Below are 22,663 nucleotides of genomic sequence, written 5' to 3'. Positions count from 1 at the left end.
GTTGGCCGTCCGTCCTGACGGATATTACTTGAGCCCGGCCGGCATGGAGGTACGGGCGGGAACGAGAAAAGCTAGCCAACCACTTATCTCTATCACAGAGATAATCTAAGATGGAACCAATTCCGCCCGCATCCCTCCCCTGGAAGGCATGAAATGAGAACCGCTTCAACCGGCAAGGAACGTGTCCCGTTCTGGTTGCGCTGGCTGCTTCCCGTGATCCTGGTGCTGACATGGCTGGCGCTGGCGGGGGTCGGAGGCCCAACATTCGGGCGGCTCGAAGAGGTCTCCTCCAACGACCAGGCCTCCTTCCTTCCGGCAGGCGCCGAGGCCACTGAGGCGCAGGACCGGCAGGCCAAATTCCGTGACTCGGATGAGGTTCCGGGCGTCGTCGTGATCGAAAGCAGCGAGGCCTTCACCCCGGTCCAGCTGGGGGAGGTTGCGGGACTGCGGGCGGAACTTGAGGAGCTGCAGCTCGGCGGCGCGGTAATCGGACCCATCCCCTCCGAGGACGGCAAAGCCGTCCAGTTCATCGCGTCCATCGATTCCTCGGCCGACGTCACGGAAGCCGTGCAGGAGTTGCGGGACACCATAGCCGAGAGGGCCCCGGCGGGCATGCAGGCCTTCGTGACCGGCCCGGCCGGGCTTGCGGCGGACCTCACTGCCGCGTTCGCCGGAATCGACGGCATCCTCCTGCTGGTGGCCCTGGCTGCGGTGTTCGTGATCCTGCTGGTGGTGTACCGCTCCCTCCTGCTGCCCGTCATGGTGCTCCTGACGTCCGTCTTTGCGCTGTGTGCCGCCATCCTGCTGGTGTTCGGCATGGCGAAGGCCGGATGGATCCAGCTGAACGGCCAGAGCCAGGGCATCCTGTCCATCCTTGTCATCGGCGCCGCCACGGATTATGCCCTGCTGTACGTGGCGCGGTTCCGCGAAGCCTTGACCCACACCACCAACCGCACTGCCGCGGTCCTGACCGCGTGGAAAGCGTCTTTCGAGCCCATCCTGGCCTCCGGCGCAACGGTGATCATCGCCCTGCTGTGCCTGCTCTTTTCCGACCTCAACTCCAACAAGGCGCTGGGTCCCGTGGCCGCAGCCGGCATCCTCTGTTCGCTGTTTGCCGCGCTGACGCTGCTCCCTGCCCTGATGGCGTTGCTGGGCCGGGCTGCCTTCTGGCCCTTCCGTCCCAAGCTGCTCCCCGCGGACCAGCGCGAACCCGAGCTGGTCACCGGGCTGGAAGGCCAGAAGGGCCTGTGGCGTGCCACCGGGTCCCTGGTCTCCCGGCGGCCCCGCCTGGTGTGGATCGCCTCGGTCCTGCTGCTCGTGGTTGCCTCGGCCGGCGTCCTGCAGCTCAAGGCCAACGGCGTTCCACAAACCGACGTCATCCTCACGGCATCCAACGCCGTTGACGGCCAGGATGCTTTGGCGCGGCATTTCGACGCCGGCAGCGGCAGCCCCGCCGTCGTGGTTGCGGACCAAGGCAAGGCGCAGGAAGTGCTGGACACCGTGAAAGCGGCCGACGGCGTGGGCGAGGCTTATCTCCTTGCCCAGGGTTCCGTGCCCATCACCGGAGCCCCCGGCGCTCCCAGCGCACCGGACGTCCGCGACGGGAAAGTGCTCATCAACGCCACCCTCAACTCCGCCGCGGATTCCCTTGAAGCGGAGGAAGCGGTCAAGGCGCTGCGCGCGGACGTCAAGGCCGTGGACCCCGAAGCGCTGGTGGGCGGCGTAACGGCGACGGCGCTGGATACCAACACCACCGCACAGCGGGACCTGGTGATCATCATCCCGGTGGTCCTGGTGGTGATCCTCTTCATCCTGATGCTGCTGCTCCGCTCCATCCTGGCGCCGGTGCTGCTGGTGCTCTCGGTGGTGCTGTCCTACGCCGCGGCCATGGGCGTTTCCGCGTTTGTTTTCAACAACATCCTGGGCTTCCCGGGGGCAGATGCCACAGTTCCGCTGTTCGGTTTTGTGTTCCTGGTTGCCCTTGGGGTGGACTACAACATCTTCCTGATGAGCAGGGTCCGGGAGGAGTCCCTGAAGCACGGCACCCGGCCCGGCATCCTTCGCGGCCTGGGCGTCACCGGCGGCGTCATCACCTCCGCCGGGGTGGTCCTGGCGGGCACGTTCGCCGCGCTGGGCGTCATTCCGATCATGTTCCTGGTGCAGCTGGCCTTTATCGTGGCGTTCGGGGTGCTGCTGGACACTGTCCTGGTCCGGTCGCTGCTGGTGCCGGCGCTCGCCTACGACATCGGGCCCCGCATCTGGTGGCCGGGCAGACCGGCGCGGCCGGAACCGGATGCGGCCATCCAGCAGGAAACCGGCGGCAGCCCCGAGCCCGTGGTGGAGGGTGCAGGCCGCCGCTAAACGCCGGACCCGGCCCGTGCCGTGTCCCCTGAAGCCCCTGCGCCGCGGCCCTGTTGGCTAAAAGGCCCGCTCGATAGACTGCAAATGCGCCCGTATGGACGCGGAATCTCAAGGGAGAGAAGTCATCATGACGGAACATCACGCCGATGAGCAGCCCCGCAAGGGCAATACAGCGCCGGGCCTGGAAGGCGAAGGCGGGCAGTATGTGGACGGCGACTACGGCGATGCCGGCACTGTGGGGGACGCCGCCGTGAACCGTGAGGACGGCGAATATGAGGACGGCGATTATGGGGGCGCCGGTACTGTGGGCACGGCGCACGAAGCTGACACCATCCGCGAAGGGCTCACCGACGGGCAGGTGAACACCACTGCTGAGGAGCGGGGGCCCCTGCACGGCCGCCCGGACGGCGACAGGTAATACGGCTGCAAAAGCAGCGCGGCGGCAGGTTCTCCAGGAGCGAAACGGGGAACCGCCGTCGTCCGCATTTAAGGTCCGGAAACCGCGCCATTGGGCGGGAGTGGGGGCCTTTGCCGGTCGTCCCAAGCGAGAAGTTGAGTGCAGTACGCTCAACTTCGGATTGACATCATCTGTGCGCTGAGTAAAGTTGAGTGCAGAACGCTCAATCAGTGGGCGCCAACCAGTTTCCAAGGAAAGAAGGAAGCAACTCATGTCACGTGCAGTAGGTATTGACCTCGGAACCACCAACTCCGTCGTCTCCGTTCTCGAAGGTGGCGAGCCCACCGTTATTGCCAACGCCGAGGGCGGCCGCACCACGCCGTCCGTCGTTGCATTCTCCAAGTCCGGTGAAGTCCTGGTGGGAGAGATCGCCAAGCGCCAGGCCGTCAACAACATCGAGCGCACTATCGCCTCGGTCAAGCGCCACATGGGCACCGACTGGACCAAGTCCATCGATGACAAGAAGTACACCCCGCAGGAAATTTCCGCGCGTATCCTCATGAAGCTGAAGAACGACGCCGAGTCCTACCTGGGTGAAAAGGTCACCGACGCCGTCATCACCGTCCCGGCCTACTTCAACGACGCCGAGCGCCAGGCAACCAAGGAAGCCGGCGAAATCGCGGGCATGAACGTGCTGCGCATCGTCAACGAGCCCACCGCCGCGGCGCTGGCCTACGGCCTGGACAAGGGCAAGGAAGACGAACTCATCCTGGTCTTCGACCTCGGCGGCGGCACCTTCGACGTCTCCCTGCTGGAAGTCGGCAAGGACGAGGACAACTTCTCCACCATCCAGGTCCGCGCCACGGCCGGTGACAACCGCCTCGGCGGCGACGACTGGGACCAGCGCGTTGTTGACTACCTGCTGAACCAGCTCAAGGTCAAGGGCATCGACCTGTCCAAGGACAAGATCGCCCTGCAGCGCCTCCGTGAAGCGGCTGAGCAGGCCAAGAAGGAGCTTTCCTCCTCCACCAGCACCAACGTCTCCCTCCAGTACCTGTCCGTCACCCCCGACGGCCCGGTCCACCTGGACGAGCAGCTGACCCGCGCCAAGTTCCAGGACCTCACCAAGGACCTGCTGGAGCGCACCAAGAAGCCGTTCCACGACGTGATCAAGGAAGCCGGCATCAAGCTCTCCGATATCGACCACATCGTGCTGGTGGGCGGTTCCACGCGTATGCCCGCCGTTTACGAGCTCGTCAAGGAACTCGCCGGCGGCAAGGAACCCAACAAGGGCGTGAACCCGGATGAGGTTGTGGCTGTTGGCGCAGCACTCCAGGCCGGCGTGCTGAAGGGTGAGCGCAAGGACGTCCTGCTGATCGACGTCACTCCGCTGTCCCTCGGCATCGAAACCAAGGGTGGCGTGATGACGCACCTGATCGAGCGCAACACCGCCATTCCCACCAAGCGGTCCGAGACCTTCACCACTGCCGACGACAACCAGCCGTCGGTGGCCATCCAGGTCTTCCAGGGTGAGCGCGAATTCACCCGCGACAACAAGCCGCTGGGCACGTTCGAGCTGACCGGCATCGCCCCGGCCCCGCGCGGCATCCCGCAGATCGAGGTCACCTTCGACATCGACGCCAACGGTATTGTCCACGTCTCCGCGAAGGACAAGGGCACCGGCAAGGAACAGTCCATGACCATCACGGGCGGCACCGCGCTCTCCAAGGAAGACATCGACCGCATGGTCCGTGACGCCGAGGAGCACGCAGCCGAGGACAAGGCCCGCCGCGAGGCAACCGACACCCGCAACACTGCCGAGCAGCTCGCGTACTCGGTGGACAAGCTCATCGCGGACAACGCCGACAAGCTGCCTGAAGAGGTCAAGACCGAGGTCCAGGCCGACGTCGACAGCCTCAAGAAGGCACTTGAAGGTACCGACGACGCTGCCGTGAAGGCCGCCTTCGAGAAGCTGCAGGCTTCCCAGGGCAAGCTGGGCGAGGCCATCTACGCCCAGGCGGGTTCCCCCGACGGCGCTACCGGTGCTGCCGGCGCGGAAGGTGCTTCGGCAGGGGCCAAGGCAGGCTCTGCGTCCGATGAGGACATTGTCGACGCCGAGATCATCGACGAAGACGAAGCGAAGAAGTAGCCATGCCCCATCACGGTAACGAGGAAGAGCACACTTCCGCAGGCCATGAGAACACGGACCAGCGGGGCGACAGCCGTGAGCCGGTCATCCGGGACAACCGCAAGGTTGACCCGGTGACCGGGCAGGCCCGGCATCCCGAGGGCGGCCATGCCGCCGCTGCCAAGGATTCCGACGGCGATGCGCTCGCCCAGGCTGAGGAGATCCTCAACGGGGTGGAGGTGCCGGCCGAGGAGTCCGTGGCCCAGGGCGCTGGTTCTGCAGGCTCAACGGCTGAGGCCGCCGAGCTAAGGAACGACCTCCTCCGCCTGCAGGCCGAGTACGTCAACTACCGCAAGCGCGTTGAACGCGACCGCGCGGTGGCCGGGGAAATGGCCGTCATCGGCGTCCTGAACTCCCTGCTGCCGGTCCTGGACGACGTGGATGCGGCCCGCCAGCACGGCGACCTCGTTGACGGTCCGTTCGCCGCGATCGCCGCCAAGCTGGAGAACGCGCTGAAGACGTACGGCCTGGTTCGGATCGACGAGACCGGCGTGGAGTTCGATCCCACGATCCACGAGGCCCTGATCCAGCAGCCCGGCGAGGACATCGAGGTTGACACCGTCAGCCAGGTGCTCCGCTCCGGCTACAAGTCAGGCGAACGCGTCCTCCGGGCCGCGCAGGTGATCGTGGCCGTTCCGGCCTAGCATTACTCCCATCGGGATGACAGTTCGCGGCAGTGGTTCGACAGAACATTGGCGCGAACTGTCATCTCGGCACAGATTCTTGAAAGGAAACGCCATTGGCTAGCCAGGATTGGGTGGACAAGGACTTTTACAAGATCCTTGGTGTTGCCAAGGACGCTTCCGACGCCGATATCAAGAAGGCCTATCGGAAGCTGGCCCGGCAGCACCACCCTGATACGAACGCGGGGAACACGGCTTCCGAGAAGAAGTTCAAGGACATCTCCGAGGCTTACTCGGTGCTTTCGGACCCCGACGAGCGCCAGCAGTACGACGCCATCCGGGCCATGGGCGGCGGCGCGCGCTTTGCTCCGGGCGGTGCCGGAGCGGGCAACGGCGGCTTCGAGGACATGTTCGGCGGCCTGTTCACGGGCAACACCGGCCGGCATGCCGGCGGCTTCAACCCTTCCGCCGGCGGCATTCCGCCGGAGTTCGCCGATCTGTTCGGCGGCGGCTTTGGCCAGACCGGGTTCCAGCGGACGCCCCAGAAGGGTGCGGACCGCACGGCCTCCACGAGCATTTCCTTTGCCGGTTCCATTCGCGGCACCACCATTGGCCTGCGGGAACCGAGCGGTGAAGTCATTGACGTCCGGGTGCCCGCCGGCATCAAGGACGGCCAAAAGGTCCGGATCCGGGGCAAGGGCCAGCCCGGTGCTGCCGGATACGGGGACCTGGTGGTGTCCGTCTCGGTCCAGCCGCACCCCTTCTACACGCGCGACGGCGACAACCTCCGCATCCACGTCCCAGTCACCTTCCCCGAGGCTGCGTTGGGAGCGGACATCGAGGTGCCCACCATCGACGGCGAAAAGGTACGGGTCCGCGTGCCGGCCGGGACGCCGTCGGGCCGTACGTTGCGGGTCAAGGGCAAAGGCGTGAAGACGCCGAAGGGGACCGGCGACCTGCTGGTGACCATCGACGTCGCCGTTCCCAAGAACCTGAACAAAGAAGCCGAATCGGCGGTCAAGGCGTTTGCCGAGGCCACAGCGGGAGCCGATGTCCGTGAGGGCCTGGCCGCCAAGGCCCGGTTGTAGCAGGGAGGTGTGCAGTGGACGTCAGTGCTGACCAGCCCATTTTCGTGATTTCGGTGGCGGCTGAGCTTGCGGACATGCACCCCCAGACGCTGCGCCAGTACGACCGCCTGGGTATCGTCTCGCCCAGCCGCGCTCCCGGAAAGTCCCGCCGCTATTCCCAGCGGGACGTGACCATGCTGCGTGAAGTGCAGCGGCTGTCCCAGGAGGGCGTGTCGCTGGAAGGGATCAAGCGGATCCTGGAACTCGAGAACCAGGTGGCCGCCCTGCAGGGCCGGATCGCGGAGCTGACCGAGGAACTCGGCCGGCGCCGGCAGCCCCTGGACGCACGGATCTTCGCGGCCGGCGCGGCCGGCGACGTGGTGAGCCTGGCACGGGGCCAGCGCCCGCGCCCCCGCTCGCAAGCCGTGGTGCTCTGGCGGCCCCGTTCCCTCGGCACTTAGCTGCTCGCGGCAGGCCGGACCTAAGTACCGCGCCCCCGGTGCCGGCCGGAATTAGAGTACTCACTACTCGTGACCCCGGAGCCCCCGGAAACTTCAATGGAACCACTGCTGGATCAGCAGCAGTGGTTCCAATGATTCTGGGGGTTTTCCATGCGTGGTTCCGCTTTTAGCAGCCCTGCCCGCGGGGGGCACCGATGAGCCCGGGGATGGAGTCGGTGGCAGCGTTCAGCGGCTCGCTTCCGGGCCAACTGCTGCTCGCCTTCGGGCAGACGATTGTGGTGGTGTGCGTCTGCTTCGACATGGTGCGCGCGCTGTCCGTCCCGAGGTCCCACCGGCGCTACCTGGCAAGCACCGTCTTCCGGACCCTGGCGGTGCCGTCCATCATCGTCAACGGACTGACCGTCCTGATCGCACTGGTGCTGGCGTCCTGGATCGATGTGGTGATGGGGATGTTCGTGCTGATGGCCATCATCTTCCGCCTGCACCACGACAAGGACGAGGACAACTGGTGGAAGGGCAAGGGCAAGAAACTTGCCCGCTGGGCGCGCCGCCAACTCTCCGGCCGGACCGCCGTCGCCCCCGCAATGGGGTAACAGGCGTCGCCTTAGTCCCGCCGATGATCTGAGCGGCGCATCCGTACGGCCACCAGGATGCCGGACGCTGCGGTGATCGCGGCGACGGCGCCCACGGCGGCCGGGATGCCGTAAGCGTCGGCGAGAATGCCGGAGAGCAGGGCGCCCACCGCGAAGCCGGCGTCGCGCCAGAGCCGGTAGATTCCCACCGAACGCGCACGCCAGAGGGGATGGGCGACGTCGCCGATCGCCGCGAGCAGGGTGGGGTAGACCATCGCCGTGCCCGCGCCGAGCAGGATGGCGGCGGCAAGCCAGGTGCCGAAGTCATGTCCTACGGCCACCATGGCCAGTGCTGCGGCCTGGACCAGCATGCCCCCGGCGATCAGCGGCTTGCGGCCGATCCGGTCCGAGAGTGGGCCTGTGACCATCTGCCCCGCACCCCACACGGCGGGATACACCGCGGCCAGGATGCCGATGCGCTCAAGGCCCAGCCCGGCCGCGGCGAACAGGACCGGGAACAGCCCCCATGCCAGTCCGTCATTGAGGTTGTTCACCATGCCGGCCTGGCTCACTGATGACAGCGATTTGTCGCGGAAGCTGGTGAGGGTGAAGATTTGGCGGGTGCTGAGGGTGCCATGCGTTCCGGCATGGACAGGGATGTGGCTGGTGGCCTCGGATTTGGCGTGGTGGTGGGTTTCCCGCACGGACAGTACGGTCAGCCCGAGGCCGATGGCGATGAACACCGCGCCCAGCAGGAATGGTCCGGGCCGCAGCCCGTACGTGGAGGCGATGAAGCCGGTGGCCAGCGCCGTCCCGGCAACCCCGAGGTAGCCGGCCGCCTCGTTCAGTCCCATGGCAAGGCCCCGGCGTTCCGGGCCCACAAGGTCCATTTTCATCATGACGGTGGTGGACCAGGTGAGGCCCTGGCTGATGCCGAGGACCACATTGGCTGCAACGATCAGGCTCCAGGAGTCCGCGAAGATCAGGAGGAACGGGACGGGAAGGGCAACAAGCCAGCCGGCGACGAGCACCGGCTTGCGCCCGTAGCGGTCCGAGAGGGTCCCGGCGAAGTAGTTGGTGGCCGCTTTGGCCACGCCGAACGCCAAAATGTAGGTCAGGGCGCTCGTGTAGAGGTCCAGCCCAAAGACCTCTTTGGCCAGGATCGGCAACACCGTCCGCTCCTGGCCCAAGGTGCCGCCCACCAGCGCGTTGACTGCCACAAGCAGCAGGAACTGCGCCAGGTTCTGGCGCAGTCCCAATGCGATCACTGTCATTCCTGCTTTGCTTAGTTGCTGGACACGGATTCCCGTGCCTGCTTCCAGGCGCTCCAGCCGGCGTAGCTGCCGTCCAGTTCGACGACGTCGTACCCGGCGCGGCGCAGCGCGCTGGCCGCGACCGAGTTGCGTACCCCGCTCTGGCAGTAGGTCACGATGGTGCCGTGGGCGGGAAGTTCATCCAGGTGCCACATGGCCCGGCCGCCGCTGAGCTGGTGCGATCCGGGGATGTGTCCCGCAGTGTGCTCGGTCTTGTTGCGGACGTCCAGGACCCTCGCGGCGTCGAAGTCCTTGAGTTCCTCGGGCTGGATGAGCTTCGGGACCGCGGTGGGGAGGCCTTCGAGGCTGGTGACGTAGCCGGCGACGTTGTCGATGCCGACGCGCACCAGGTGGTCCCACATGTCCTGGGCAGTGTCCTGGTCCGGTGCCAGCAGCACCAACGGGTTCTTGTCGGTTTCCGGGTTGACCACCCAGGCGCCGTAGCTGGCCACTGATTTACCGGCAGGGACGTTCAGGGAACGTGCCACCGTGCCTTCATGGACTTCGCTGTTGGGGCGGGTGTCAATGAAGGTCAGGGTGTCCTCTGCCAGGCCTGCAGCCACGATGCCGGGCGCGAGTCGGGGCAGCGGTGCGCGTTCTCCCATGACGGCCGGGCCCTCGCGGTTTTCGCGCTTCATGCGGCCGAAGTAGGCGTGGGCGTCCGGCTGGCCATCGAGGAGTTCGTCGATGAAGCCCTGCTCGTCGTTGGCGGCGAGGTAGGGGCCCCACCAGGCGTAGAGGCGTTCGTAGCCCACTGTGGAGGACGGGATGGCGCCCAGCGCCTTGCCGCAGGCGCTGCCGGCACCGTGGGCAGGGTGGACCTGGACATAGTCCGGCAGGGTCAGGAACTTGTCCCGGAGGCTGGTGAAGAGCTGCTTCGCCCCCACGAAGCGGGTGTCGACGCCGCCGGCGGCCTCGTCGAGCAGGTCGGGACGCCCCAGGTCGCCGGAGAAGACAAAATCCCCGGAGAGCAGGTAGCCCGGCTGGTCGCTGAACGCGCCGTCCGTCACCAGGAAGGAGAGGTGCTCCGGAGTGTGTCCGGGGGTGTGCAGCGCCTTGATGCTGATGTTCCCGAGGGTGATCGTGTCGCCGTCGAACAGGCGCTCGCCGTCGAATGCGTACTGCCAGTCCGGGCCGCCCTCGCCGGAGACATAAATGGTTGCCCCGGTGGCGGCGGCCAGTTCACGGGTGCCGGAAAGGTAGTCCGCGTGGATGTGGGTTTCGGTGACGGCCACGATCTTCATGCCGTTCTTCCTGGCGAGGTCCTGGTACACCGCGATGTCGCGGCGGCCGTCGACAACAACGGCTTCGCCCTTTGCCTGGCAGCCGATCAGGTAGCTGGCCTGGGCGAGGTCTTCATCGTAAATACGCTCGATAAGCATCTGTTGCTCTCCTTCGTGAAAGGGGTGGGGGCGGTCTCTGGTATCAATAATAATACCCCTGGGGGTATACCACAAGCATGCTGCTGCCTGTCAGGAACGGCGTGGCGGCGGTGAGTGGGCGACGGGGCGGCCGCTGTGTACCACTCGGTGATTCCGCCGGAGACGTTCACGGTGCTGTATCCGCGTTCGGCGAGCATGGTGCGCCACGGTGGCGCCGCGGTCCGTGCCTCAGGCTGGCTGTTGGGCTGCATCCGCGCGAAGCTTGTCCATGCCCGGCTTCCTTGCTTCCTGGATGACTTCTTCGAGGCCGGTGGCGTTGAGGGCTCCCGGCTGGGAGAAGACGAGTGTCCTGTCCTTGAAGGCCATCAGGGATCTCAGCGAAGCTCTGCTCCGTGACGTCGATGGTAGCCATGGTCTTTCGTGTCCTTTCGGGCTTTTTGTTGTGGCGGTTCTTGGCGGGGTGCAGGAGTCAGGTGCTGGGCAGGCCGGCGCGGGTCCAGGCGACCATGCCGCCGGCCATGGTGTCGGCGGTGAAGCCGGCGCCGTTAAGGGCATCGGCGACGCGGGCTGAACGGTTGCCGCTCCGGCAGACCACTATGACGGGGACGGCAGGGTCCAATTCGGACAGGCGTGCCTGCAGCTGGCCCATGGGGATGTGCAGGGCGCCGGGGATCATGCCTTCCCCGACCTCGAAGTCCTCGCGGACATCAAGGATGCGGGCGGTGGATAGACGCTGTTCGGCGTCGGTGACGGTGATTTCAGCCATGGGATTCTCCTTCGAAATGGTGTGGGCTGTTGTTCCTGTTGATGCCGGCGGTGCCGGCCTGCAGCCGGTCCAGCAGGATGAGGCCCATGGGGTTCTCCTTGGCTGGTGGTGGCGGGTTCAGGCGGGTGAGGGGACGTTGCTGCGCTTGCTGCTCCGGTTGCGCAGTGGGCAGGAGCTGATGAAGAACCAGCAGACGCCGGCGGTGGCGGCGGTAAGGGCGGCTATCCCGGCGGCGAGGAACCACCGCAGGTCGGCAGGGGCCTGCTGGACAAGGACGAAGGTCCCCATGGCCAGGACGAACCAGCCGAAAGCCTTGCGCAGCGCAGTTTCGGGGATGCGTGCGGCGAGCCTGGAGCCGGCAAGGGTGCCCACGATTGCCGCGGCGGTCACGCCGAGGGTGATGCCCCAGTCGAGCTGCACCGTGGTGAGGTATCCGGCGAGCCCGGCGAAGGACTTCATGGCGATGACCACCAGGGAGGTGCCCACGGCAACCGACATCGGCAGGCCGCCCAGGAGCGCAAGCGCCGGGACCACAAGGAATCCGCCGCCCGCGCCCACCAGGCCGGTCACGAGCCCGACGATGGCCCCGTCCAGCAGCACCCTGCCAAGGGGAAGCTCATGCTTCACTGGTGCCGCGCCGTCGTCGTTCTTCTTCCTGCCGCGAAGCATGGCCGCTGAGGTGGCCACCATCATGATGGCGAACGCGATGAGCAGGACCTGGCCCGGGATATGGCCCCCGAGCAGGCCGCCGACGAAGGCGCCGGCCATGCCGGCCGTGCCGAAAATCAGGCCGGTCCGCCACATCACCCTGCCGCCGCGGGCGTGGCTGAACACGCTGACCGCGGACGTGACGCCGACGACGAACAGCGAGGCTGCGATGGCTTCCTTGGCCTCGAACCCGGCCACGTACACCAGGATCGGGACTGTCAGGATCGATCCGCCGCCGCCCAGGATACCGAGCGAGAGCCCGATTACCACTGACAAGGCAAGGACCAGGAGGAGGGTGACGGTCATGAGGCCTTTGCCTCCTCGTTTCCAGCGGCGGGAGAGTTGGCGACGGGGAGGGTCAGAATGGCGCTTTCGCGCGTGGGTTCCTTGGCGGCCTTGTTCCACGGCATCGCCGAGAGGGCCTGGCCCATGGCGCAGGTGTTGGTGGCCGCCGAAAACGTGAGGCCGGTGCCGATGGCGCCGGCGAGCATGCGGATCTTCGGGGAGACGAACCTGCCGCCGGCCAGGCCCAGGACCACGAGGGACCCTGCGGCGAGGCGGACCTGGCGCTCCAGGTCCCAGCGGTCCTTGCCCTTGACGACGTCCCCGCCGGCGGCGGCGAAGCCGGGCGCCCCGCCGGTCAGGACATAGGCGCCGTCGATCCCCGACTTGCCCAGCCGTTGCCGTGCCTGCTCGGCTCGCGCTCCGGACTGGCATACCAGGACCACGCGGGAGCCCAGGCGGGCGGCGAGCTCGTCGCTGTGCTCGGACAACAGTGGCAGGGGCACGTTGTATGAGCCCCGGATGTGCATCGACTCGAATTCTGCGGCGGAGCGCACGTCGATGACGACGAGGTCCTGGTGCTGTTCGATCCAGGTGCGCAGGGTCTCGGGAGCAAGGGCGGTAGCCGCCGGTGCCGTGGAAGGGGAAGTCATTGCTGGCCTCTCGTCGGGGGAAGTTGAATACCCCACCGAGTATTACAGATACCCCCCGGGGTACGCAAAACACCCCGAGGGGTATATAGTTGGAGGCAAGAACCCCACCCACGGAGACCTCATGGAACTCGACTCGACTGAACTGGCCCCAGTGGTCAACCGCCTCAAGCGCGCCCAGGGCCAGCTTGCCGCTGTTACGCGGATGCTGGAGGAGGGCAGGGACTGCAAGGACATCGTCACGCAGCTCGCCGCCGTATCGAAGGCGCTGGACAGGGCAGGCTTCGCGATCATCGCCAGCGGCCTGGAGCAGTGCATCGTCCGCGAGGACGCCACCATGGACAGGAAAGAGCTGGAGAAGCTTTTCCTCTCCCTCGCCTAGGCAGGCGGAACAACAGACCCCGCGCCGGGGGCAGATCCCCCAAACTGTCCCCGGCGCGGCCCTTTGCGTTAAGTCAGTAGCTGGCCGGAGTGTCGCCGCCGCCCGGCTTAATGTATTGCGCGGCGAGGGCTTCGGAGCCTCTTGCGAGGAGGGCGACGTCGGCGCCCACCAGGATGAAGTCCGCCCCGTTGTCCAGGTAGTGCTTTGCGGTGTCCGGGTTGAAGGCGTTGACGCCGGCCGGCGTCCCGGCGCCCTTGGCAGCGGCAAGGCAGTGTTCGACGGCGGCGCGCACCTCGGGGTGTTCCTGCTGTCCCAGCATGCCCATGGAGGCGGCGAGGTCGGACGGGCCCACGAAGATGGCGTCCACGCCGTCGACCGCCAGGATGTTTTCCACGACGGCTACCGCGGCTTCGGATTCGATCTGGACGGTGACGCTGATGGTCTCGCCGGCCCTGGCGAGGTATTCCGGCACCCGGTTCCAGCGGGCCGCCCTGGCCAGCGCCGAACCGACCCCGCGGACGCCCTGCGGCGGGTAGCGGGTTGCGGCCACGGCGGCTTCCGCTTCAGCGGCCGAGTTGACCATGGGGATGAGCAGGTTCTGCACGCCCAGGTCCAGGTACTGTTTGATCACCACGGCGTCGTTGACCGGCGGCCGGACCACGGTGTGGACCGGGTAGCCGTGGGTGGCCTGGAGCTGGGCAAGGATGGATTCGAGCCCGTTGGGGCTGTGCTCGGCATCCACCAGGAGCCAGTCCAGGCCGGACCCGGCGCATAGTTCGGCTATGAGCGGACTGCCGGAGCACACCCACATCCCGGCGAGGGGCCGGTCGGCGGCGGCCAAAGCGGACCGGAAGGTGTCCTCTATTCGAAGCGGCATGTGACACTCCCCAGGGGTCCGTAGTCGGCGTGGACAGTATCTCCCTTGTACACCCAGAGCGGGCGGGTGAAGGAGCCGGCCAGGATGATGTCGCCGGCTTTCAGTGCATCCCCGTGCGCGGCGATTTTGTTTGCCAGCCAGTGCACCCCGTTGGCGGGGTGGTCCAGGACGCCGGCTGCGACGCCGGTCTCCTCCACTGTCTGGTTTTTGTAGAGGATCGCGGAGACCCAGCGGAGGTCCACGGCGTCGGGCTTCACCGGACGGCCGCCCACCACCATCGCACCCATGGCCGCGTTGTCCGCGATGGTGTCCACGATGGTCCGGCCCTCCATCTCGATCCGGGAGTCCAGGATTTCGAGGGCCGGAACCACGTAATCGGTGGCGTTCAGGACATCGAAGATGGTGCAGCCAGGGCCTTTCAGCCCCTCCTTGAGGACAAAAGCGAGCTCGACTTCCACCCGCGGGTGGGTGTATTGGTCCCACTCCACGGAGCAGCCGGTTTCCAGCACCATGTCGTCAAAGATGGCGCCGTAATCAGGTTCGGTAATGCCGGTGGCATCCTGCATTGCCTTGGACGTGAGGCCGATCTTTCGCCCCACCAGGGTCCGGCCGGCCTCCTCGTTCCGGCGCCGCCACAACTGCTGCACGGCGTATGAGTCCTCCACCGTCATCTCCGGGTACCGGGCTGTCAGGCGCGGCACGGGTTTGCGGCTGCGGCCGGCTTCGAGCAGTTCATCGGCAATGGCCTCGATCGTCCTGTCATCCAGCATGACCTAGACCTGCGCCCCCAGCTTGAAGCCGGTCCGGTCACCTTCGGGGGAGCCGTCCTTCCGGGTGTAGGAGAAGCCGTCGGCGCCCACGGTGACGGCCATTTCGCTCTTCTCTTCACGGACGACGACCGGCTGCGGGTTTCCGTCCAGGTCCAGGACCAGGGAGGCCTCGGTGTACCAGGACGGGACCACGGGGTTGCCCCACCAGTCGCGGCGCTGGTTGTCGTGGACGTCCCAGGTGATGGTGGGGTTGTCAGGGTCGCCGGTGTAGTAGTCCTGGGTGTAGATCTCTACGCGGTGGCCGTCCGGGTCCAGGATGTAGAGGTAAAACGCGTTGGACACTCCGTGCCGGCCGGGACCGCGCTCGATCCGGTCGCTGATGCGCAGGGCGCCCATCTTGTCGCAGATCTGGATGATGTTGTGCTTCTCGTGCGTGGCGAACGCGATGTGGTGCATGCGCGGGCCATTGCCGCCGGTGAGCGCGGTGTCGTGCACGGTCTGCTTGCGGTGCATCCACGCAGCGTACGTGACGCCGTCGGAATCCTGTATGTCCTCCGAGACGCGGAAGCCCAGGTCTTCAAGGTATTTGCGGCCGCGCGGGACGTCAGGGGTGACCTGGTTGAAGTGGTCCAGGCGGACCAGTTCCCCGGCGGAGTAGAGGTCGTAGCGCTGGGTGAGGCGCTCCACGTGCTCCACGTCGTAGAAGAACTCGTAGGGGAAGCCCAGCGGGTCCTCCACGCGGACGGAGTCGCCGATGCCCTTGGTGAAGCCTTCCTTGCGGCGCTCCGTCCGGCAGCCCAGTTCCTTGTAGTAGGCCTCCGCGGCGTCCACCTCGGCGGGGGACTTCACCCGGTAGGCGAAAGCGGCGACGGCGGCGATGGGTCCCTTGCGGAGCACCAGGTTGTGGTGGATGAACTCCTCGAGCGTGCGCAGGTAGATGGCGTTTTCATCTTCCTCGGTGACGTGCAGGCCGAGCATGTCCACGTAGAACGCGCGGGATTTGGCGAGGTCGGTGACCACGATTTCCATGTAGGCGCAGCGGACGATGTCCGGCGCCGGGACGCTGGGGGTGGGGATGGGGCCGGTGAAGGGGTTGCTCATGATGGTCTCTCTTCGTTGAAAGGGGTCTGGAAGCGCTGCTAGGCGCCGAATTTAGGGGTGTGGACACTGCCGAGGGTGATGTGGACGGCCTGCTGGTCCGTGTAGAAGTCGATGGAGCGGTAGCCGCCCTCGTGGCCCAGGCCCGAGGCCTTGACGCCGCCGAACGGGGTCCGGAGGTCGCGGACGTTGTGGCTGTTCAGCCAGACCATGCCGGCTTCGACGTTCTGCGCGAAGTTGTGGGCGCGGGTGAGGTTCTGGGTCCAGATGTAGGCGGCGAGGCCGTACTTGGTGTTGTTCGCCAGGGCGAGGGCTTCGTCGTCGTTCTCGAACGGCGTGATGGCCACTACGGGACCGAAGATTTCCTCCTGGAAGATCCGGGCGTCGGGTGCGACGTCGGCGAACACGGTGGGGGCGATGTAGTTGCCTTCGGGCAGGTGATCGGGGCGGCCGCCGCCTGCCAGGAGCCGGCCCTCGGACTTGCCGATCTCCACGTAGGAGGCCACCTTCTCGTAGTGTTCGGGGTGGACCAGGGCGCCAACCTGGGTCATGGGATCGTGCGGATCGCCCACCACGATGTTCTTGGCCCGGGCCGCGTACTTCTCGCAGAATTCGTCGTAGATGCTCCGCTCCACGAGGATGCGCGAGCCTGCGGTGCAGCGTTCGCCGTTGAGTGAGAACACGCCGAACAGGGCGGAGTCGATCGCGGCGTCCATGTCGGCGTCGGCGAAGACCACGCAGGGTGACTTGCCGCCGAGCTCCATGGACAGGCCCTTGAGGTGTGCGGCGGCGTTGCGGAAGATCGTCTGGCCGGTGGTGGTCTCGCCGGTGAAGGAGATCAGCGGGACATCAGGGTGCTTGACCAGGGCGTCGCCGGCTTCCTCGCCGAGGCCGTTGACCAGGTTGAACACGCCGTCGGGAAGTCCTGCGTCCTTGAAGATGGTGGCCCAGAGCGAGGCCGAGAGCGGGGTGAACTCGGCGGGCTTCAGGACCACGGTGTTGCCGGTGGCCAGCGCCGGGGCAAGCTTCCAGGATTCGAGCATGAAGGGGGTGTTCCAGGGCGTGATCAGGCCCGCCACGCCGATCGGCTTGCGGTTCACGTAGTTGATCTGCGAGCCGGGGACCTTCATGGCGTCGTCGAACTGGGCCACGATCAGGTCCGCGAAGAAGCGGAAGTTCTCGGCTGCGCGGAGGGCCTGGCCCTTGGCCTGGGTGATGGGAAGGCCAGTGTCGAAGGTTTCCAGTTCGGCGAGCCGGGATTCCTGGGCCTCGACGGCGTCCGCGATCCTGTTCAGGATGCGGGCGCGTTCGCGGGGCTTCATCTTCGGCCACGGGCCGTTGGTGAACGCTTCGCGGGCTGCGGCGACAGCGAGGTCGATGTCCTCCTTCTGGCCGGCAGCGGCGGTGGCGTAGTTGGTGTTGGAGACCGGGTCCAGGACGTCGAAGGTCTTCCCGGAGACCGAGTCAACGAACTGGCCGTTGATGTAGTGCTGGATGGAGGTGGGAAGGTCCTGCGGCACGTAATGGCTGGTGGTCACGGGAGCGGTAAACGTCATCGTTCTTTTCCTTCGTGGTAGGGCAACGCGGGGTCACTTCCGGCCCGATTGGGGCCGTTTATTGGGTGTTTAGTGACCCCGCGTTGCTGGTTGTGGGGGTGGCTTGGGCGAGGTAGGCGTCCAGCGTGGCGGAGCGGTGCAGGCGGGCGGCCTTCTCGATGGAATCGGCGTCTGCTCCGGATTCGATGAGCTGCAGCAGCCCTTCGTGCTCGTCCACGGATTCGCGGGCACGGCCGGGGACAAAGCGGAACGTGGAGGACCGCAGTGCTGCCAGCCGGTTCCAGCCGCGGTGCACCAGGTCCAGGATGTGCGGGTTGGGGCAGTGCTCGAACAGGACGCTGTGGAAGTCCTGGTTGAGCCGGGTGAAGCGGACGGGATCAAAATGCTCGAGGCACTCGCGCATCTCCTCATTCACTGCACGGGCACGTGCGATGTCCGCGTCACCAATGAGTGGTGCGGACAGTGCGGTGGCGGCACCTTCCACGATGCTCAGGGTCTGCATGGTGTAGAGGTATTCAGTGGGGTCGATCCCGGCCACGGTGGCGCCCACGTTGCGTTCGAACGTCACCAGTCCTTCGGCCTCAAGCCGTCGGATGGCTTCCCGGACCGGGACTACGCTGAACCCGAGGTCCTTGGCGATGCTGCCGAGCACCAGCCGGTACCCGGGAGAGTAGGTTCCCTCCACAATCCGGGCCTTCACTGCGTCGTAGGCCTGTTGGGACTTGCTGCCGGCGGCCAGGGCTGTTTCAGTCATTGCTCCTGCCCGCTTTCCAGTCCTCGTACCGTGCCTGCCACTCGGCGTTCATGGGGTAGAGGCCGTCAACGCTGTTGCCCTGCTTCACCATCTCGAAGATGAAGGCTTCCTCCTGTTCCTGCCGGATGCAGTCCTCCACGAGTTCTTCGGCGATGGCCGGCGGGACCACAAGGATGCCGTCCGAATCTGCAACGATGATGTCGCCGGGCTGCACCGTTGCACCGCCGCAGGCAATGGTGATGTCCGTGTCCCACGGAACGTGGCGGCGGCCCAGCACAGCCGGATGCGGATTCGCGAAATAGGTGGGCATGTCCAGCCCGGCCACGGCGGCGTAGTCCCTGACGCCGCCGTCCGTGATGATCGCCGCGGCGCCCCGGACCTGCGCGCGCAGGGCCAGGATGTCACCCACCGTCCCGGTGCCCTTTTCACCGCGGGCCTCCATGACCAGGATTTCGCCCTCATTCACGGAGTCGATGGCGCGCTTCTGCGCGTTGAACCCGCCGCCGTGGGACTTGAACAGGTCCTCCCGGTTAGGGACGTAGCGCAGGGTCCGGGCCAGCCCGACGACGCGCCGGTCCGGGCGGGTGGCCTGCAGCCCGTCGATGCTGACGTTGTTAAGGCCGCGCTTGCGCAGCTGCGACGACAGGGTGGCCGTGGCGACGCTTTCGAGTTTTGCCTTCAGTCCGGGGGAGAGAGAGGGCTCGACGGCGGCCGTCACCTCAGCGGGAAGTCCGGCCGCTTCGCGCGAACCCCATGCCTCCTCCCGCTGCGCGTCATCAACCTTCGGCCCGGCACCAAAGTCGGCGAACGGCGTCGTGCCTTCCTCCACCCTGGTGACCAGGCGGCCCGTGGTGAGCTCACCGGCGGAGACTTCCACTTCCAGCACGTCCCCGGGCCTGGCCACGGAGGCGCCGGCGGGGGTGCCCGTGAGGATGATGTCCCCTTCCTCGAGGGTGAGCAGCTGGGAGAGGTCGGCCACCAGGCGGGCGAACGGGAAAAGCAGTTCCTCCGTGGTGTCGTCCTGGACGAGCTGGCCGTTGTGCCAGGTGCGGATGCGCAGCCGGGCGGGGTCGACGGCGTCTGCCGGGATCAGTGCCGGGCCCACGGGGGTGAAACCGTCGCCGCCCTTGGACCGGAGGTTCGAGCCTTTGTCCGCGTAGCGGAGGTCGTAGACGCCGAGATCGTTGCTGGCAGTCACGGCAGCCACATGGCTCCACGCGTCCTCGAGCCCTACGCGGCGGGCGGCCTTGCCGATGACCAGGGCGATCTCCCCTTCATAGCCCAGGAGCTCGCAGCCGGCAGGCCGCTCCACTGTGCTGCCGCTCAACGAGAGCGACGACGACGGCTTGAGGAAGTACGACGGCTGGGCCGGGGTGCGTCCACGCTGCGCGGCGCGGCTGGGGTAGTTGATGTGCACCGCGATCACCTTGCGTGCCGCTGCAAGGGTGTCCCCGCTGACCTGCTCCAAAGCGTCTCCTCATCAAGTACAAAATCGTATACGATCACTATCGCCCCGGCGCTGGCGTTCGTCAACCCCCTTCTCCGGGCGAATCAGGCGTCCCTTGTAGTCCCCGTCATAGGTGGCGTACTGTGGTGCTCGATCGCAGTGGTTTCTTATATGGAACCCGAAATTCTATTATCGAACAGCTACGGCAGCTGAGCCGCCACACAATGAAGTGAGGAATCCCGTGCAGTTTCACCACCACGGTTACGTGTCCGGAGACCCCCGGGTCAAGCCCGCGGCAGGCGTGGGCATTGACCGCCCTGCTGACCTTCCGGACGAAGTGGACGTGCTGATTGTGGGCACCGGACCTGCCGGCATGCTCGCAGCCGCGCAACTGTCCCAGTTCCCGAATGTCACCACGCGCATCATCGAGCGCCGCGCGGGCAGGCTTCCCATCGGCCAGGCTGATGGGATCCAGGCCCGGAGCGTGGAGACCTTCCAGGCCTTTGGCTTCGCCGAGCGGATCACCGCCGAGGCGTACCGGATCACCGAGATGGCGTTCTGGAAGCCGGATCCCGCGGACCGCTCCCGCATTGTGCGCAGCGCCCGGGCGGTGGACGACGAAACGGGCATCAGCGAGTTCCCGCACCTGATCGTCAACCAGGCCCGCGTGCTGGACTATTTTGCCGAGGTCGCGGCGAATTCCCCCACCCGGCTGACCCCGGACTACGGCTACGAATTCCGCAGCTTGGTGGTCGAGGACGAGGGGGAGTACCCCGTGCGGGCAACCCTGCTCCGCACCTCGGCCCCGGACGAGGGCCAGGAACGCACGGTCCGCGCCAAATATGTCATCGGCGCGGATGGCGCCAGGAGCAAGGTCCGGGAAGCGATCGGCTGCCACCTGGCCGGAGACACCGCCAACCACGCCTGGGGTGTCATGGATGTCCTGGCGGTCACGGACTTCCCAGATATCCGCACCAAATGCGCCATCCAGGGCGAAAAGGGCAGCATCCTGCTGATCCCCCGCGAGGGGGGTTTCCTCTTCCGGATGTATGTGGACCTCGGCATAGTGGACCCCAGCACCAAGCACGCCGTCCGCAGCACCACCATCGAGCAGATCATCCACAAGGCCAACGAGATTCTCCATCCCTACACGCTGGACGTCCGCGACGTCGCCTGGCACAGCGTGTACGAGGTGGGGCACCGGCTGACGGACAGGTTCGACGACGTCCTTCCGGAGGAGCGCGGTACCCGGACCCCGCGGGTTTTCATCGCCGGCGACGCCTGCCACACGCACAGCGCCAAGGCGGGCCAGGGGATGAACGTCTCGATGCAGGACGGTTTCAACCTGGCGTGGAAGCTGGGGCACGTGCTCGAAGGCCGCAGCCCGGAAGCGCTGCTCTCCACCTATTCGGAGGAGCGGCAGGTGGTGGCGAAGAACCTCATCGACTTCGACAAAGAGTGGTCCGCCATGATGGCGAAGAAGCCCGAGGAGTTCGCCCACCCCTCGGACCTGGAGGACTTCTATGTGCGTACCGCCGAGTTCCCTGCCGGGTTCATGACCGAGTACGCCCCCTCGATGCTCGTTGCGCCCGCTGACCACCAGGCCCTCGCCACGGGCTTTCCCGTGGGCAAGCGCTTCAAATCGGCGCCGGTGGTCCGGGTCAGCGACACCAACCCGATGCACCTGGGCCACCATGCAACCGCGGACGGCCGGTGGCGGATCTACGTTTTCGCCGACGCGGCACCGGCAGGCGGGCACTCAGGTGTCGCGGACTTCGCTGAGTGGCTGGCGAACTCGCCGCAGTCACCGCTGGCCGCGACGCCGTCGGACGCTGATCCCGACGCCTGGTTCGACGTGAAGGTGGTCTACCAGCAGCCCCACACGGCCGTTGACATCAACGCGGTGCCGGCGGTGTTCAAGCCGCAGGTGGGCCCGTTCAAGCTGACCGACTACGAGAAGGTGTACGGCACCGATCCCAAGGCGGACATCTTCGAGCTGCGGGGCCTGGACCGCGGCGGCGTGGTGGTGGTGGTCCGCCCGGACCAGTACGTGGCCAACGTCCTGCCACTCACGGCGACGGCGGAGCTGGCAGAGTTCTTCGACGGTCTCCTGAAGCCGCGCCATGCAGCGGGTCAGCCGCTGACGGTCTGAGCAGTCCTGTAGTCCGCGGCGGAGTAGACGCCCAGGATCCGCACCTCGGTGGTGAAGAAGTCCAGTTCCTCGAGGGCCAGCTTCAACGGCAGGTCCCCGGGGTGGCCTTCGACGTCGGCCATGAACATGGTGGCCGCGAATTCGTTGCCCACCATGTAGCTTTCCAGCCGGGTCATGTTCACGCCGTTGGTGGCGAAGCCGCCCAGCGCCTTGTACAGGGCCGAGGGGACGTTGCGGACACGGAACACAAAGCTGGTGACTGCCGGTCCGGGAAGCTCATCCCGCGCCGGCAGCTCCTTTTCCCGGGCCAGGACCACGAAGCGCGTGGTGTTGGAGGGGTCGTCCTCAACCCGCGAAGCCAGCACCTCCAGGCCATAAATCTGCGCGGCGAGCGGGGGAGCGAGGGACAGCTTGCGCGGATCGTTCCACTCGCTGACTTCACGGGCGGAACCCGCGGTGTCGCCGGCGATGACGGGCTTGAGGCCGTGCTCGCGGATGAGCCTGCGGCACTGGCCCAGGGCGTGGATGTGGCTGTGCACCTCGGTGGCACCTTCGATGGTGCTGCCCGGGATGCCCAGCAGGTCGAAGTGGATGGGCAGGAAGAACTCGCCGACGATCTGCAGGTTGGACTGCGGCAGCAGGATGTGGATGTCCGCCACCCGGCCGGCGATGGAGTTCTCGATGGGGATCATGGCCAGCTCGGCCTCGCCGCTGGACACGAGTTCAAACGCGTCCTCAAAGCTCGCGCACGGCACGCTTTCCATGTCGGGGAACATCTGCTTGCACGCGATATTGGAGTTGGCGCCGGGCTCACCCTGGTACGCAATCTTCTGGGCCATGATCCGTATGGTTTCACG

22 protein-coding genes are annotated in these 22,663 nt (G+C 66.4%); 9 read left to right on the top strand and 13 right to left on the bottom strand.

Annotated features, from left to right (window positions below):
• Positions 1–153 precede the first annotated feature (153 nt).
• The 7 genes from C3B78_RS18210 (at position 154) to C3B78_RS18180 (ending at position 7,690) form a co-directional block, all read left to right on the top strand.
• Entirely contained in the window at positions 154–2,361 is a 2,208-nt protein-coding gene (locus tag C3B78_RS18210; protein WP_104999313.1) for an MMPL family transporter, read from the top strand.
• A 127-nt stretch (positions 2,362–2,488) separates the two neighbouring features.
• A complete protein-coding gene (locus C3B78_RS18205; RefSeq protein ID WP_104999312.1) occupies positions 2,489–2,779 on the top strand; it encodes a hypothetical protein in 291 nt (96 codons plus the stop codon).
• A 250-nt stretch (positions 2,780–3,029) separates the two neighbouring features.
• A complete protein-coding gene (dnaK, locus tag C3B78_RS18200) occupies positions 3,030–4,907 on the top strand; it encodes a molecular chaperone DnaK (RefSeq protein ID WP_104999311.1) in 1,878 nt (625 codons plus the stop codon).
• Between the two features lie 2 nt (positions 4,908–4,909).
• A complete protein-coding gene (locus tag C3B78_RS18195) occupies positions 4,910–5,590 on the top strand; it encodes a nucleotide exchange factor GrpE (protein ID WP_104999310.1) in 681 nt (226 codons plus the stop codon).
• Between the two features lie 95 nt (positions 5,591–5,685).
• Positions 5,686–6,657 (top strand): DnaJ C-terminal domain-containing protein, encoded by a 972-nt coding sequence (locus C3B78_RS18190; protein ID WP_199775288.1) that lies wholly within the window; start codon positions 5,686–5,688, stop codon positions 6,655–6,657.
• A gap of 14 nt (positions 6,658–6,671) precedes the next feature.
• Positions 6,672–7,097, top strand: coding sequence for a heat shock protein transcriptional repressor HspR (locus C3B78_RS18185; RefSeq protein ID WP_104999308.1), 426 nt, complete (start codon positions 6,672–6,674; stop codon positions 7,095–7,097).
• A 206-nt stretch (positions 7,098–7,303) separates the two neighbouring features.
• Complete coding sequence (locus tag C3B78_RS18180; protein WP_104999307.1) at positions 7,304–7,690, top strand: hypothetical protein; 387 nt, start codon at positions 7,304–7,306, stop codon at positions 7,688–7,690.
• 11 nt (positions 7,691–7,701) lie between these two features.
• Here the strand turns inward: C3B78_RS18180 and C3B78_RS18175 are convergent, their stop codons facing one another.
• The 6 genes from C3B78_RS18175 to C3B78_RS18150 form a co-directional block, all read right to left on the bottom strand.
• A complete protein-coding gene (locus C3B78_RS18175) occupies positions 7,702–8,943 on the bottom strand; it encodes an MFS transporter (protein ID WP_104999306.1) in 1,242 nt (413 codons plus the stop codon).
• An 11-nt stretch (positions 8,944–8,954) separates the two neighbouring features.
• Positions 8,955–10,364: an MBL fold metallo-hydrolase gene (locus tag C3B78_RS18170; RefSeq protein ID WP_104999305.1), complete on the bottom strand. Its 1,410-nt coding sequence runs from the start codon at positions 10,362–10,364 to the stop codon at positions 8,955–8,957.
• 228 nt (positions 10,365–10,592) lie between these two features.
• Positions 10,593–10,730, bottom strand: a complete 138-nt coding sequence (locus C3B78_RS18165) for a hypothetical protein (protein WP_442778249.1) — start codon at positions 10,728–10,730, stop codon at positions 10,593–10,595.
• Positions 10,731–10,833: 103 nt separating this feature from the next.
• Entirely contained in the window at positions 10,834–11,130 is a 297-nt protein-coding gene (locus C3B78_RS18160; protein ID WP_104999304.1) for a rhodanese-like domain-containing protein, read from the bottom strand.
• Between the two features lie 117 nt (positions 11,131–11,247).
• Positions 11,248–12,144 carry a sulfite exporter TauE/SafE family protein gene (locus tag C3B78_RS18155; RefSeq protein ID WP_104999303.1) on the bottom strand — a complete coding sequence of 299 codons (897 nt, stop codon included), beginning with the start codon at positions 12,142–12,144 and terminating at the stop codon, positions 11,248–11,250.
• Positions 12,141–12,773 carry a rhodanese-like domain-containing protein gene (locus C3B78_RS18150; protein ID WP_104999302.1) on the bottom strand — a complete coding sequence of 211 codons (633 nt, stop codon included), beginning with the start codon at positions 12,771–12,773 and terminating at the stop codon, positions 12,141–12,143. Before C3B78_RS18150 ends, C3B78_RS18155 begins: the two co-directional genes overlap by 4 nt.
• Before the next feature lie 121 nt (positions 12,774–12,894).
• Here C3B78_RS18150 and C3B78_RS18145 point away from each other — a divergent pair, with 121 nt between their 5' ends.
• Complete coding sequence (locus C3B78_RS18145) at positions 12,895–13,152, top strand: metal-sensitive transcriptional regulator (RefSeq protein WP_104999301.1); 258 nt, start codon at positions 12,895–12,897, stop codon at positions 13,150–13,152.
• Between the two features lie 73 nt (positions 13,153–13,225).
• Here the strand turns inward: C3B78_RS18145 and C3B78_RS18140 are convergent, their stop codons facing one another.
• Genes C3B78_RS18140 through C3B78_RS18115 form a run of 6 tightly spaced genes read right to left on the bottom strand, consistent with a single transcriptional unit; the run spans position 13,226 to position 19,675 of the window.
• Positions 13,226–14,029 carry an HpcH/HpaI aldolase family protein gene (locus tag C3B78_RS18140; RefSeq protein ID WP_199775287.1) on the bottom strand — a complete coding sequence of 268 codons (804 nt, stop codon included), beginning with the start codon at positions 14,027–14,029 and terminating at the stop codon, positions 13,226–13,228.
• Positions 14,014–14,799 (bottom strand): 2-oxo-hept-4-ene-1,7-dioate hydratase, encoded by a 786-nt coding sequence (gene hpaH, locus C3B78_RS18135; RefSeq protein ID WP_104999300.1) that lies wholly within the window; start codon positions 14,797–14,799, stop codon positions 14,014–14,016. Before hpaH ends, C3B78_RS18140 begins: the two co-directional genes overlap by 16 nt.
• Positions 14,800–14,802: 3 nt before the next feature.
• Positions 14,803–15,900 carry a 3,4-dihydroxyphenylacetate 2,3-dioxygenase gene (gene hpaD, locus C3B78_RS18130; protein WP_104999299.1) on the bottom strand — a complete coding sequence of 366 codons (1,098 nt, stop codon included), beginning with the start codon at positions 15,898–15,900 and terminating at the stop codon, positions 14,803–14,805.
• 38 nt (positions 15,901–15,938) lie between these two features.
• Positions 15,939–17,453, bottom strand: coding sequence for a 5-carboxymethyl-2-hydroxymuconate semialdehyde dehydrogenase (gene hpaE, locus C3B78_RS18125; RefSeq protein WP_104999298.1), 1,515 nt, complete (start codon positions 17,451–17,453; stop codon positions 15,939–15,941).
• A 58-nt stretch (positions 17,454–17,511) separates the two neighbouring features.
• The gene (locus C3B78_RS18120) at positions 17,512–18,207 is read right to left on the bottom strand and encodes a GntR family transcriptional regulator (RefSeq protein ID WP_104999297.1); all 696 of its coding nucleotides are present in this window, start codon (positions 18,205–18,207) and stop codon (positions 17,512–17,514) included.
• Positions 18,200–19,675, bottom strand: a complete 1,476-nt coding sequence (locus C3B78_RS18115) for a fumarylacetoacetate hydrolase family protein (RefSeq protein ID WP_104999296.1) — start codon at positions 19,673–19,675, stop codon at positions 18,200–18,202. The genes C3B78_RS18120 and C3B78_RS18115 overlap by 8 nt, the downstream gene beginning before the upstream one ends.
• 220 nt (positions 19,676–19,895) lie before the next feature.
• On the opposite strand from C3B78_RS18115, the gene C3B78_RS18110 reads away from it, so the two are divergent.
• Positions 19,896–21,806, top strand: a complete 1,911-nt coding sequence (locus tag C3B78_RS18110; protein WP_104999295.1) for an FAD-binding monooxygenase — start codon at positions 19,896–19,898, stop codon at positions 21,804–21,806.
• On the opposite strand, the gene C3B78_RS18105 is transcribed toward C3B78_RS18110, so the two are convergent.
• The gene (locus C3B78_RS18105) at positions 21,788–22,645 is read right to left on the bottom strand and encodes a prephenate dehydratase (protein WP_104999294.1); all 858 of its coding nucleotides are present in this window, start codon (positions 22,643–22,645) and stop codon (positions 21,788–21,790) included. The two genes, C3B78_RS18110 and C3B78_RS18105, sit on opposite strands and share 19 nt — an antisense overlap.
• Between the last annotated feature and the right edge of the window lie 18 nt (positions 22,646–22,663).

It is taken from the genome of Arthrobacter sp. PGP41, from assembly GCF_002953935.1.
Lineage (GTDB): Bacteria > Actinomycetota > Actinomycetes > Actinomycetales > Micrococcaceae > Arthrobacter.
This window is presented reverse-complemented; position numbering and strand designations above follow the sequence as displayed.